The following is a 12,086-nucleotide window of genomic DNA, read 5'->3' as shown; positions in this document are numbered from 1 at the left end:
TCATGCGGCACAGCCGAACCATTTACCGCTGCCGCTGAACCACACCCGGCAGGCAGCCCGACAAGGAGAGACTTTGTGAGTTGGCCGCGCCTGATCGCCCCGACCGTTCTACTGCTTCTGGCAGGGTGTTCCAGCACCCCCCGTCAGCCGGCACCGATCGTCGATCATACCAATCCGACTCCGCTTCCGGCGGCCGTTCCGGCAACGCCGGTGGCCGTGCCCGCCGGCCAGTACATGGTAAAAAAAGGCGATACGCTTTACCGGATTGCGCTCGAGCACGGGCTGGCCTACCGTGACCTGGCCAGCTGGAACGGCCTGACCGATTTCAACGACATCAAGATCGGACAACTGCTCAGGCTGAACCCGCCACAGGGCGCGGCCACGCCGTCCGGTGTCGAAGTACGCCCGCTGGGTGAACCCGCCGTCGTGAGCAGCACGCCGCAGCAGGTCAAGCCTGCAGCCAAAACGGCAAGCGCAGCGGCGCCCGTTGCTGCCAAACCACAGCCGGCAGCTGCAAGTGCTGCTGCGAAGGCCAGTGCATCCGCTGCGTCGGCAGTGGCGAAAACCCCTGAAAAATCAGCCACGAAGCCCGGTGCTGATGATGCCGATGTGGCGGACTGGGTCACGCCGACTCCCGGGAAGCCCGGCAAGGGCTTTACCGAAGAGAGTCGCGGCATTGATATTCCCGGAAAAATGGGACAGTCTATTGTTGCGTCAGCATCTGGAAAGGTTGTTTACGCAGGCTCAGGGCTTCGTGGTTATGGCAAGATGTTGATCATCAAGCATAACAAGGAGTTTTTGTCAGCTTATGCCCATAACAGCAAGCTGCTCGTGAAGGAAGGCGACAACGTCAAGAAGGGCGAGAAGATTGCCGAGATGGGGAACACCGACTCCGACCAGGTCAAGCTGCACTTCGAAGTTCGCAGATACGGCAAACCGGTCGATCCCGCCAAATATATTCAGCTTGAATGACCGACCATGAACGATCAAATCGATATGCTGGAAAATGATTCGGGTCTCGATCGCGGAGATGAGGCCGAACGGGAAGAGATGGATGACGAGGCAGAGGCCGAGGCCGAAGCCAGCGGTGCCGAGGACGCCGATCACACCAGCTACGAAAGTACCGGTGACGTCACGCAGATTTACCTGAACGAGATCGGTCGCAGCCCTTTGCTCAAGCCCGATCAGGAGCGCGAGCTGGCTCGCCGCGTCGTGCAGGGGGATTTCGAGGCGCGGCAGAAAATGATCGAGCACAACCTGCGCCTCGTTGTGAACATCGCCAAGCACTACATCAACCGTGGGATGACGCTGCTCGACCTGATCGAGGAGGGTAATATCGGCTTGATGCATGCGCTGGAGAAGTTCGATCCCGAGCGGGGCTTCCGTTTCTCGACCTATGCAACCTGGTGGATCCGCCAGAGCATCGAGCGCGCGATCATGAACCAGTCGCGGACGATCCGCCTGCCGGTGCACGTGATCAAGGAGCTCAACGTCTATCTGCGTGCGCAGCGCCATCTCGAGACGCATCTGGGCTACGAGCCGTCGCTCGAGGATGTTGCACATCTCGTCGGCAAGGACGTCGAGGACGTCCGGCGCGTCATGGGCCTGAACGAGCGGGTCGCCTCGCTCGATGCGCCGCTCGATATCGACCCGATGCTGACCATCGGCGAGTCGATTCCGGACGAGCAGAACGAAGGCCCGGAGATGATCCTGCAGAATGCGGAGATCCAGCGCTATGTCCGCGAGTGGCTGCGCCAGCTCAACGAGAAGCAGCGCATGGTCATCGAGCGCCGTTACGGGCTGAACGGCTACGAGATCTGCACGCTCGAGGATCTGGCTGCCAGCCTTAGCCTGACCCGCGAGCGGGTGAGGCAGATCCAGATCGAAGCGCTGGAGCAGTTGCGGCGCATCCTGCGTCGTTACGGCGTATCGCGCGACGTTGTTCTTTGAGCTGGCGCCGCAAAAAAAGCCGACCTGCAAGGTCGGCTTTTTTCATTCGAACAACTCAGATGCCGCGCAGCAGCTCGTTGATGCCGACCTTGCCGCGGGTCTTGGCGTCGACCTTCTTGACGATGACCGCGCAGTACAGGCTGTACTTGCCGTCGCTTGAGGGCAGGTTGCCCGAGACGACGACCGAACCGGCCGGAATGCGACCATAGCTGACTTCGCCGGTCTCGCGGTCGTAGATCTTCGTCGACTGGCCGATGTAGACGCCCATCGAAATCACCGAGCCTTCTTCGACGATCACGCCTTCGACGACTTCCGAGCGCGCGCCGATGAAGCAGTTGTCTTCGATGATGGTCGGGTTGGCCTGCAGCGGCTCGAGCACGCCGCCGATGCCGACGCCGCCCGAAAGATGGACGTTCTTGCCGATCTGGGCGCACGAACCGACGGTAGCCCAAGTGTCGACCATCGTGCCTTCGTCGACGTAGGCGCCGATATTGACGTACGACGGCATCAGCACGACGTTCTTGCCCACGAAAGAGCCCTTGCGCGCGATCGCATTCGGCACGACGCGGAATCCGCCGGCGCGGAAGTCGGCTTCGGTATAGTCGCCGAACTTCGACGGCACCTTGTCGAAGTACTGGGTGCAGCCGCCATCCATCGGTACATTGTCGTTGATGCGGAACGACAGCAGCACCGCCTTCTTCAGCCACTGGTGGGTTTGCCACTGGCCGCCGATTTTCTCGGCGACGCGCAGCTGACCCTTGTCGAGGGCGTTGATGACTTCGTTGATCGCGTCGCGCAGCTCGGCCGATGCCGAACCGGGGTTGATGTCGGCGCGGTTCTCGAAGGCGGTTTCGATCACGGATTGCAGGTTGCTCATGCTGTTTTCCTGGTGGGTTTACAAAGATTGGACGAAGCGGACGATGCGTTCGGCCGCTTCGAGGCATTCCTGTTGCGACGCGACCAGCGCGATGCGCACATAGCTACAGCCCGGATTCACGCCATGGGCTTCACGGGCAAGGAAGGAGCCGGGCAGGACGGTGACGTGCTCCTGTGCGTAGAGCCGCTTGGCGAACTCGGCGTCGTCGATCGGCACCCTAGCCCACAGGTAGAACGATGCGTCGGGCAAGCTGACGTCGAGTACCGTCTGTAGCCGCGGCGTCACCGCTTCGAACTTGGCCGCGTACTCGCGGCGGTTGTCCTCGACGTGCGTTTCGTCGTCCCAGGTGACCGCGCTGGCGGCCTGGATTGTCGGGCTCATTGCGCAGCCATGGTAGGTCCGGTAGAGCAGGAATTGCGCCATCAGCTTTGCATCGCCGGCGACGAAGCCCGAGCGCAGGCCGGGGACGTTCGACCGCTTCGACAGCGACGAGAACATCACCAGGTTCGTGTAGTCGCGGCCTAGCTTTGCTGCGGCTTCAAGGCCGCCGAGCGGTTTGTCCTTGCCGAAATAGATTTCCGAATAACATTCGTCGCTGGCAATGACAAAACCGTGGCGATCCGACAGTGCAAACAGCTTTTGCCAGTCGCCCAGCGACGCGACTGCGCCGGTCGGGTTGCCCGGCGAGCAGACGAAGACCAGTTGGGTGCGCGCCCAGACGTCGTCGGGGACGGCGTCCCAGTCGGGCTGGAAGCGGTTCGATGCGGTGCAGTTGACGTAATAGGGCTCGGCGCCGGCCAGCAGCGCCGCGCCCTCGTAAATCTGGTAGAACGGGTTCGGCGACAGCACGACCGGCTTGTGGTCGGTGCCGGTATTGATGATCGCCTGCGCAAACGCGAACAGTGCTTCGCGGCTGCCGTTGACCGGCAGGATTTCGGTGGCCGGGTCGATGCCGATCCCGTAACGGCGCCGGGCCCAGTGGCCGATGGCTGTGCGAAGCGCCTCGCTGCCCTGGGTCGCCGGATAGGCCGACAGGCCGTCGAAATTGGCGACGAGCGCATCCTTGATCAGTTGCGGGGTCGGGTGCTTGGGTTCGCCGATCGACAGGTTGATGGGCTTGAGCGCCGGGTTGGGCGTGATGTCGGCGAAGAGCTGGCGCAGCTTCTGGAACGGGTAGGGATGCAACTGCGCAAGATTCGGGGACATGGCGGCCGGACTTAGGGAAAACGACAAGTATAACCCGCCGGCCCCCGTCGTCACCTGTCGGTGTCAGGCACCCGACGGGCAGGTCTGCCACGGGGTTAATCATGATTCGCGCCGCCCGTCATCGGCATGGGCTGCGCGCCTTCGTGACCTGTGCGCTACTGGCGCGCCGTTCTGGCGTTGGACGGCTGCGGCGCGTTGAAGTTGCTGCGGTACGGATTGATGTCGAGCCCGCCCCGCCGCGTGTAGCGGGCATAGACCGACAGTTTCAGCGGGGCGCAGGCTCGCTGGATGTCGACGAAGATGCGCTCGACGCACTGCTCGTGGAACTCGTTGTGGTTCCGGAACGAGATCAGGTACTTCAGCAGCGATTCGCGATTGATCGGCTGGCCGACATAGCGGATCTGCACGCTGGCCCAGTCGGGCTGGCCGGTGACGAGGCAGTTGGACTTGAGCAGGCTGGAGGTCAGTACCTCGTCGACCGGGCTGTCGGCCTCGTCGCAATGCAGCAGGCCCGGTTGCGGCGTGTAGCTGCCGACCTCGATGTCGAGGTTGTCGATGCAGTACCCGTCGAGCTCGCCAAGGCGCTGGCGATCGAATGCTTCGGGTTCGATCAGCTCGACCCGGACCGTTGCGCCGACGGCGTCGCCGAGGTCGTGACGCAGCAGCTCGGCCAGCGCTTCCGCGCTGGCGAGCCGCGTCTGGTTGAAGCTGTTGAGGTAGAGCTTGAACGATTTGGATTCGATGATGTTCGGGCTCGAGGCCGGAATCTCGAACACGGCGAGCGCGATCTGCGGCTTGCCGCGCATATTGAGCCACGACAGTTCGTAGGCGTTCCAGATGTCGACGCCCATGAACGGCAGGGTGGCGCCGATGCCGATTTCGTCGCGCTTGCCGCTGCGCGGGATGGCGAACAGCAGGCTGGGGTCATACTCGGCCTTGTAGCTGACCGCCTTGCCGAGGGGGGAGTGGTGTTCGTTGCTCATTGCGCTTCAGCCGGATGACGTGGGGACGAAGTTTAACGGTATTTGCGTACCAGCCCGACCATGATGCCGAAGATTTCCAGCCCTTCCTGCGGGCGGATCGGCGCATAGGCGGCGTTGTGCGGCAGCAGCATGTAGCCCTGCTTGTCGCGGCCGAGTTCCTTCAGCGTGTACTCGTTGTCGACGACGGCAACGACGATGTCGCCGACACTGGCGGCATGGCGTTTCTCGACGATGGCGATATCCCCGTCGTGAATGCCGGCCTCGATCATCGAATCGCCCTTGACCTTGACCATGATGGTGCTGGATGGCTTGGGAATCAGGTATTCGTCGATCGTCAGCGATTCGCTCATCGCGTCGTTGGCGGCCGCAGGCATGCCGGCGGGGATCGGGAAGTCGGCCAGCTCGCGCTCGAAGAAGCGCTTTGTCGGCGCCAGGCGCTTGTCCGGCGTCATCTCGACGTAGCCGGCCAGCGTCAGCCGCTTGATCAGTGCCGAGACGGCCGACTTGGACGCCATGCCGAGCATGTCGCCGATAACGGCATAAGAGGGGATGCTGCGGTAGTCGGCGTAGTAGTCCTGCAACTTGCCGAGGTATTCCTGGTCACGGTTCGGGTTGCCCATAGTCTGCGCGATAGAGAACATTCGTTCCACAAGCGTAGTGAACGATCGTACGCGTGTCAATCGGTACGCCGCCATCCTGTGTCGGCAGGGTAAAATGGCCGGCTAGTCTTGAGTTGCACGATCGTGAAAATCTATCTCGCCCCGATGGAGGGGTTGCTCGACCACTTGCTGCGCGACATGCTGACCCGGACGCCCGGTGTCGACATTTGCGTGACCGAATTCGTCCGCGTATCCGGCAGTCTGCTGCCGAACAGGGCCTTCCAGCGTATCGCACCGGAGCTGCTGAACGGCAGCCGTACGCCGTCGGGCGTGCCCGTCCGGGTGCAGCTGCTGGGGTCCGATCCGGCCTGCCTGGCCGAGAACGCGGCGCGTCTCGCCGAACTGGCGCCAATGGCCATCGACCTCAACTTCGGCTGTCCGGCCAAGTCGGTCAACCGCCATCGCGGCGGCGCCGTGCTGCTTGACGAGCCCGAGCTGCTGCACGAAATCGTCACCAGCGTGCGCCGTGCCGTGCCGGCCGAGGTACCGGTCACGGCCAAGATGCGCCTCGGCTACAACGACCGTGCACGCATGCTCGATTGCGCCCATGCGCTGGCATCGGCCGGGGCGGCCGAGCTGGTCGTGCATGCGCGGACCAAGCTGGATGGCTACAAGCCGCCGGCGTACTGGCACGAGATCGGCCGGATTCGCGAAGCCGTGACCGTTCCGGTGGTCGCCAACGGCGAGATCTGGACCGTCGACGATTACGTGCAGTGCCGGCTCGAGTCCGGTTGCGACGACGTGATGCTCGGTCGCGGCATCGTCGCCGACCCGGGGTTGGCCGCGCGGATCAAGGGGCTGCCGGCGCCGGACTGGGGCGACGTCAAGCCGCTGCTGGCGGCGTTCTGGGACGACGTGCTGATCCATATCCTGCCCAAGTATCAGGCGGGGCGGCTCAAGCAGTGGCTCAACTACCTGAAGCGGGTTCACCCCGAGGCTGGCGCCGCATTCGAGTACATCAAGACCGTCAAGGATCCGGATGCGATCGGCGCGTGGCTGGCTGCGGGCTGCCCCGTTCCCGGGGCGTGAATCAGTGCGGCGACAGCGTCAGGACCGTGTTGCCCTGAAGCACTTCCTCCGACTTGAGCCGCCACTGCCCGGCGGTGTCACCGAGCTCGAGCTGCCAGCGGTGTGACGGTAGCGGCTGGTCCAGCTGCGCCGCGTACAGCATCGGCCCCTGCTGGGCGAGTTTCAGCTGCTGATCGTGCCCTGAAATCGTTGGGTGGATGATCTTGAGATAGAGCTCGCCGCCGGCCGGATGGTTGAGTAGGATGCGAATCGCCCGGCTGTCGTCGCTGACCATCAGCTGTGCATTCAGGCCGAGCGCGCGCGCCTTGTCGTCGCGCGCCAGGCGCTGGTTGATTTCCTGGCCTTCCTTGTAGTAATCGTCCGAGACGAGGCTATCCTCGGTCTTGAAGGCGATGACGAAGGTGGCCACGCCGGCCACCACGGCCAGCGCGGGGAAGAACATCAGGAACCAAGGCCACGGCGATTTGTACCAGGGTGATTTGCGGGGAAGGGTCGTGCTCATGACAGGGCCTGCGTGTTTGCGGTGCTGGATGGACCGCCGGGCCCGGTAAAGGATTCCCGGCGGAGCGAATTACTGGCCGATGAACGTCGCTTTTTCGCGCGTGCTGATTTCGGGCTTGTCGACGGCGGTGATGACGAAGCGGATGTCGTGGCTGCCCTTGCTTGCCACTTGCGGTTCGGCCTGCAGCCGGACGCCGACCTCCTGGATCTCGGTCGGCGCGACGTCGACGGTGGCCGGGCCATCGATGACGACGCGCAGCCCGGGCAGCCCTTCAGCAGTGATGCGGTAGGCGTGGCGCGCCTCGTCGGCGTTCTCGATCTGGACGCGGTAGCTGTTCTCGAGCCAGCCGTCGTCGGTTTCGCGCACCAGCGCAACGCGGTCGCGGGCGATATTGGCCTTGACCGGCTGGCGCAGCACCAGGCCGGTAACCGTCGCCGCCACGATGATGGCGAGCACGACGCCGTACATCAGCACGCGCGGCCGGGCGATGCGCCTGACGATCTGCCGCTCCGGATAGTCGCCCTTGAGCGCGTTTTCCGAGGTGTAGCGGATCAGTCCGCGCGGGTAGTTCATTTTGTCCATGACGCTGTCGCAGGCGTCGATACAGGCGGCACAGCCGATGCATTCGTACTGCAGGCCGTCGCGGATGTCGATGCCGACCGGACAGACCTGCACGCACATCGTGCAGTCGATGCAGTCACCGAGCCCCTCGGCCTTGTAGTCGGCCCCCTTCTTGCGGCTGCCGCGCGCCTCGCCGCGCTTTTCGTCGTACGAGACGATCAGCGTGTCGGCGTCGAACATCGTGCTCTGGAAGCGTGCGTACGGGCACATGTACTTGCAGACCTGTTCGCGCATCCAGCCGGCGTTGCCATAGGTTGCAAAGCCGTAGAACAGGATCCAGAACAGCTCCCAGCCACCAAGCGCCAGAATCAGCATGTCGGACCACAGTTCGCGGATCGGCGTGAAATAGCCGACGAAGGTAAAGCCGGTCCACAGAGAAAACACGATCCAGATCGTGTGCTTGACGGTTTTCAGCCGCAACTTGCGCGCGGAAAGCGGGCCATTGTCGAGCTTGATCCGTGCCGGACGATCGCCTTCAACCCACTTCTCGATCCACAGGAAAATCTCGGTATAGACCGTCTGCGGACAGGCATAGCCGCACCACAGCCGGCCGCCGATCGTCGTCCATGCGAACAGGCCGAATGCACAGAGCATCAGCAGCGCGGTCAGGTAGATGAAGTCCTGCGGCAGGAAGAGCAGGTTGAAAATGTAGAACTTGCGCGTCGAGAGGTCGAACAGCAGTGCCTGACGGCCGTTGATCTGCAGCCACGGCACGGCGTAGAAGAACAGCTGGGTGGCGATGACGGCAAAAATGCGCCAGTTGTTCCACAGGCCGGTCACCCAGCGCGGATAAATCTTCCGGTGCGCGGCATACAGGTGGATCTGCTCGTACTCGCCGTCGTCGCTGACGACATTGACCGGAATGTCCTGGAGTTTCTGCTTGCTCATCGCGCTTTCCTGCTGTGCTGTTCCCGGGGGCAACCCAAACGGTTCTCGTTCGCGATCGCGCATCAGGATGGTAAAACGGGCGGGGATAAGCCCGCCCGTTGTACTTGCCGGAAAACCGGCGACTTACTTGGTCGTGGCGACCGGGTTGCTCGACAGGCCGTAGACGTAGGCGGCGAGCAGGTGCACCTTGCTGTCGCCGAGGAAGTCTTTCCACGCCGGCATGACGTTGTCGCGGCCGTTGGTGATGGTCTCGACGATGGTTGCTTCGGAACCGCCGTACAGCCAGGTCTTGTCGGTCAGGTTCGGTGCGCCGACATCCTTGTTGCCCTTGCCGTCCGCGTTGTGACAGGCGATGCAGACCTGCTGGAAGGTCGCCTGGCCACGGTTGGCGCGCAGCTCGTTGTGCGGCCGGCCGGCAATCTGCAGCACGTAGTTGGCAACGTCGCGGACCTTCTCTTCACCGAAGGCGGCGCCGAAAGCCGGCATCTGGCCGTGGCGACCCTTCTGGATCGTTTCGAGGATCTTCTCCGGCGTGCCGCCATAGAGCCAGTCGCTGTCGGTCAGGTTCGGGAAGCCCTTGGCGCCACGTGCATCGGCGCCGTGGCACTGGATGCAGTAGGTGTAGAACAGGCGCTGACCCATCTCGCGCGCGTCCTTGTCCTGTGCGACCTGGGTGATCGGCATCTTCGCGTACTTGTCGTAGATCGGGCCATACTTGGCGTCGGCCTTGGCGACTTCCTGCTTGAACTGGCCGGTCGACGTCCAGCCCTTGGCATTGCCGAACAGCACCAGGCCCGGGTAGAGCGCAAGGTAACCGACCGCGAACACGATGGTCAGGATGAACAGCCACAGCCACCAGCCCGGCAGCGGATTGTTGTACTCCTGCAGATCGCCGTCCCACTTGTGGTCGAGCACCGCGGCCTTTTCGCCTTTCTTGAGCTTGATCACCGCCTGGCTCTTGAGCAGGACGGCGAGCCAGATCAGCGACACGATCACGATGACCGCGATGAAAACGCCCCAGAAACCGCTATAAAAATCTGTCATCTCATTCTTCTCCGTACGGCAGATTTTCAGGCACGCGGGCCGTGGTGCGGGGTGTCGTCATCCAGCAAGGGGGCCTGCGCGGCTTCGTCGAAGCCGGCGCGGCTCTTGCGGCTGTACGCCCAGGCGCAGATTCCCAGAAAACAGCAGAAGCTGACGACGGTGACGGCGATGCGCGCGATGTCCTGAAAATCCATTCCGTATTACCTCTTGTTCTTGAGTGCCAGGCCGAGACCTTGCAGATAGGCGATCAGCGCATCCATCTCGGTCTTGCCTTCAACGGCCTTGGCTGCACCGGCGATATCGGCATCGGTGTACGGCACGCCGACCTTGCGCAGCGCGTCCATCTTCGCCGGCAGCGACTCGGCGTCGACCTTCTGCGCAGCCAGCCACGGGAAGGCCGGCATCACCGATTCGGGCACCACGTCCTGCGGCCGCATCAGGTGGGCACGGTGCCATTCGTCCGAATAACGGCCGCCGACGCGGGCGAGATCCGGACCGGTCCGCTTCGAGCCCCACAGGAACGGATGGTCGTAAACCGATTCGCCGGCGACCGAGTAGTGGCCGTAGCGTTCGGTTTCGGCGCGGAACGGGCGGATCATCTGCGAGTGGCAGTTGTAGCAGCCTTCGCGGATGTAGATGTCGCGCCCGGCCAGCTGCACGGCCGTGTACGGCTTGACGCCCTCGATCGGTTTGGTCACCGACTTGGAGAACATCAGCGGCAGGATCTCCACCAGCATCGCGACACTGATGGTGGCGATCGTCAGGACGATCAGCCAGCCCACGTTTTCTTCGATCAGTTTCTGAGCCTTGTTCATTTTCTTCAGATCCTCTCAGCTCAGGCGTGGGCGGGTACGGCCGGGATCGGCGCGTTGACCGGCTTGCCGTCGAACACGGTGCGCAGCACGTTGTAGAACATCAGGAACATGCCGGCGACGAAGCAGCAGCCACCCAGGAAACGGATGAAGTAGTACGGGTGCGTTGCCTTGACCGAGTCGATGAACGAGTAGGTCAGCGTACCGTCCGGGTTTACCGCACGCCACATCAGGCCCTGCGTCACGCCGGCGATCCACATCGACGAGATGTACAGCACGATGCCGAGCGTGGCGATCCAGAAGTGCGCTTCGATCAGCTTGATCGAGTGCATCTGCTCGCGGTCGAACAGGCGCGGGATCAGGTAATAGATCGAGCCGATGGTGATCATTGCCACCCAGCCCAGCGCACCCGAGTGCACGTGGCCGACGGTCCAGTCGGTGTAGTGGCTCAGCGCGTTGACGGTCTTGATCGCCATCATCGGACCTTCGAACGTCGACATGCCGTAGAACGACAGCGCGGTGACCAGGAACTTGAGGATCGGGTCGGTGCGCAGCTTATGCCAGGCGCCCGACAGCGTCATGATGCCGTTGATCATGCCGCCCCAGCTCGGCGCCAGCAGGATCAGCGAGAACACCATGCCCAGCGACTGGGTCCAGTCGGGCAGGGCGGTGTAGTGCAGGTGGTGCGGACCGGCCCACATGTAGGTGAAGATCAGCGCCCAGAAGTGGACGACCGACAGCCGGTACGAGTACACCGGGCGACCGGCCTGCTTCGGCACGAAGTAGTACATCATGCCGAGGAAGCCGGCGGTCAGGAAGAAGCCGACCGCGTTGTGGCCGTACCACCACTGCACCATCGCGTCGACGGCGCCGGAGTAGGCCGAGTACGACTTCCACAGCGACACCGGAACGAAGGCGCTGTTGACGATGTGCAGCAGCGCGACGGCGAGGATGAAGGCGCCGTAGAACCAGTTGGCGACGTAGATGTGCTTGACCTTGCGCTTGGCGAGGGTGCCGAAGAACACCACGGCGTACGCGACCCAGACGATGGCGAGCAGGATCTTGATCGGCCACTCCATCTCGGCATATTCCTTGTTGAAGGTGATGCCGAGCGGATAGGTGATGACGCACAGGACGATCACCAGCTGGTAGCCCCAGAAGGTGAGCGCGGCGAGGCCGTCAGAGAACAGGCGGACATTACAGGTGCGCTGGACGACGTAGTAGCTGGTGGCGATCAGGCCACAGCCGCCGAACGCGAAGATCACTGCGCTGGTATGGAGCGCGCGCAGGCGTCCGAAGTGAAAATACTGGCCCAGATTGAGTTCCGGCCAGACGAGTTGCGAGGCGATGAACACCCCGAGCAGCATGCCGACAATGCCCCAGACGACTGTCATGATGGCGAATTGCCGCACCACTTTATAGTTATATGTGGCTTGGTTTTCCATGGGAGCGCTCCGAATGTTCTCCAAGAACGGCGGTTATATTAAAACTTGTGATTGCGCGATCCGCTGCTAG

Annotated in this window: 13 protein-coding genes; 3 read left to right on the top strand and 10 right to left on the bottom strand. The window is 62.8% G+C overall.

Annotated elements, in window-relative coordinates; all coding sequences use genetic code 11:
- The first annotated feature begins 75 nt into the window (after positions 1-75).
- Both BJP62_RS02365 and rpoS read left to right on the top strand, forming a co-directional pair.
- Entirely contained in the window at positions 76-972 is an 897-nt protein-coding gene (locus BJP62_RS02365; protein WP_083300651.1) for a peptidoglycan DD-metalloendopeptidase family protein, read from the top strand.
- A 6-nt stretch (positions 973-978) separates the two neighbouring features.
- Entirely contained in the window at positions 979-1,950 is a 972-nt protein-coding gene (rpoS, locus tag BJP62_RS02360; RefSeq protein WP_070526101.1) for an RNA polymerase sigma factor RpoS, read from the top strand.
- Positions 1,951-2,005: 55 nt separating this feature from the next.
- Here rpoS and dapD read toward each other — a convergent pair whose 3' ends face one another.
- From dapD to BJP62_RS02340, 4 genes are all read right to left on the bottom strand, one after another.
- Positions 2,006-2,827, bottom strand: coding sequence for a 2,3,4,5-tetrahydropyridine-2,6-dicarboxylate N-succinyltransferase (gene dapD / locus BJP62_RS02355; RefSeq protein WP_070526099.1), 822 nt, complete (start codon positions 2,825-2,827; stop codon positions 2,006-2,008).
- 18 nt (positions 2,828-2,845) lie between these two features.
- Positions 2,846-4,033 (bottom strand): succinyldiaminopimelate transaminase, encoded by a 1,188-nt coding sequence (gene dapC / locus BJP62_RS02350; protein ID WP_070526098.1) that lies wholly within the window; start codon positions 4,031-4,033, stop codon positions 2,846-2,848.
- Between the two features lie 155 nt (positions 4,034-4,188).
- Positions 4,189-5,016: an NADPH-dependent 7-cyano-7-deazaguanine reductase QueF gene (gene queF / locus BJP62_RS02345; RefSeq protein ID WP_070526096.1), complete on the bottom strand. Its 828-nt coding sequence runs from the start codon at positions 5,014-5,016 to the stop codon at positions 4,189-4,191.
- Between the two features lie 32 nt (positions 5,017-5,048).
- Positions 5,049-5,657: a LexA family transcriptional regulator gene (locus tag BJP62_RS02340; protein ID WP_236943644.1), complete on the bottom strand. Its 609-nt coding sequence runs from the start codon at positions 5,655-5,657 to the stop codon at positions 5,049-5,051.
- 102 nt (positions 5,658-5,759) lie between these two features.
- Here BJP62_RS02340 and BJP62_RS02335 point away from each other — a divergent pair, with 102 nt between their 5' ends.
- Entirely contained in the window at positions 5,760-6,704 is a 945-nt protein-coding gene (locus BJP62_RS02335; protein WP_070526093.1) for a tRNA-dihydrouridine synthase, read from the top strand.
- A gap of 1 nt (position 6,705) precedes the next feature.
- Here BJP62_RS02335 and BJP62_RS02330 read toward each other — a convergent pair whose 3' ends face one another.
- The 6 genes from BJP62_RS02330 to ccoN form a co-directional block, all read right to left on the bottom strand.
- Positions 6,706-7,206 (bottom strand): FixH family protein, encoded by a 501-nt coding sequence (locus BJP62_RS02330; RefSeq protein ID WP_070526091.1) that lies wholly within the window; start codon positions 7,204-7,206, stop codon positions 6,706-6,708.
- 69 nt (positions 7,207-7,275) lie between these two features.
- A complete protein-coding gene (gene ccoG, locus BJP62_RS02325; RefSeq protein ID WP_374749729.1) occupies positions 7,276-8,778 on the bottom strand; it encodes a cytochrome c oxidase accessory protein CcoG in 1,503 nt (500 codons plus the stop codon).
- 60 nt (positions 8,779-8,838) lie between these two features.
- Positions 8,839-9,759 (bottom strand): cytochrome-c oxidase, cbb3-type subunit III, encoded by a 921-nt coding sequence (gene ccoP, locus BJP62_RS02320; RefSeq protein WP_070526087.1) that lies wholly within the window; start codon positions 9,757-9,759, stop codon positions 8,839-8,841.
- 26 nt (positions 9,760-9,785) lie between these two features.
- The gene (locus BJP62_RS02315; RefSeq protein WP_070526086.1) at positions 9,786-9,953 is read right to left on the bottom strand and encodes a cbb3-type cytochrome c oxidase subunit 3; all 168 of its coding nucleotides are present in this window, start codon (positions 9,951-9,953) and stop codon (positions 9,786-9,788) included.
- Between the two features lie 6 nt (positions 9,954-9,959).
- Positions 9,960-10,574, bottom strand: a complete 615-nt coding sequence (gene ccoO / locus BJP62_RS02310) for a cytochrome-c oxidase, cbb3-type subunit II (RefSeq protein WP_070526084.1) — start codon at positions 10,572-10,574, stop codon at positions 9,960-9,962.
- A 20-nt stretch (positions 10,575-10,594) separates the two neighbouring features.
- Positions 10,595-12,016, bottom strand: coding sequence for a cytochrome-c oxidase, cbb3-type subunit I (ccoN, locus tag BJP62_RS02305; RefSeq protein WP_070526082.1), 1,422 nt, complete (start codon positions 12,014-12,016; stop codon positions 10,595-10,597).
- Positions 12,017-12,086 lie beyond the last annotated feature (70 nt).

It is taken from the genome of Jeongeupia sp. USM3 (assembly GCF_001808185.1).
In the GTDB taxonomy this organism is placed as follows: Bacteria; Pseudomonadota; Gammaproteobacteria; order Burkholderiales; family Chitinibacteraceae; genus Jeongeupia.
This window is presented reverse-complemented; position numbering and strand designations above follow the sequence as displayed.

Bases quoted from the DNA above. Each gene is read 5' to 3' on its own strand.
- rpoS (WP_070526101.1), top strand. From the start codon at position 979: ATGAACGATCAAATCGATATGCTGGAAAATGATTCGGGTCTCGATCGC.
- dapD (WP_070526099.1), bottom strand. From the start codon at position 2,827: ATGAGCAACCTGCAATCCGTGATCGAAACCGCCTTCGAGAACCGCGCC.
- dapC (WP_070526098.1), bottom strand. From the start codon at position 4,033: ATGTCCCCGAATCTTGCGCAGTTGCATCCCTACCCGTTCCAGAAGCTG.
- queF (WP_070526096.1), bottom strand. From the start codon at position 5,016: ATGAGCAACGAACACCACTCCCCCCTCGGCAAGGCGGTCAGCTACAAG.
- BJP62_RS02340 (WP_236943644.1), bottom strand. From the start codon at position 5,657: ATGTTCTCTATCGCGCAGACTATGGGCAACCCGAACCGTGACCAGGAA.
- BJP62_RS02330 (WP_070526091.1), bottom strand. From the start codon at position 7,206: ATGAGCACGACCCTTCCCCGCAAATCACCCTGGTACAAATCGCCGTGG.
- ccoG (WP_374749729.1), bottom strand. From the start codon at position 8,778: ATGCGCGATCGCGAACGAGAACCGTTTGGGTTGCCCCCGGGAACAGCA.
- ccoP (WP_070526087.1), bottom strand. From the start codon at position 9,759: ATGACAGATTTTTATAGCGGTTTCTGGGGCGTTTTCATCGCGGTCATC.
- BJP62_RS02315 (WP_070526086.1), bottom strand. From the start codon at position 9,953: ATGGATTTTCAGGACATCGCGCGCATCGCCGTCACCGTCGTCAGCTTC.
- ccoO (WP_070526084.1), bottom strand. From the start codon at position 10,574: ATGAACAAGGCTCAGAAACTGATCGAAGAAAACGTGGGCTGGCTGATC.
- ccoN (WP_070526082.1), bottom strand. From the start codon at position 12,016: ATGGAAAACCAAGCCACATATAACTATAAAGTGGTGCGGCAATTCGCC.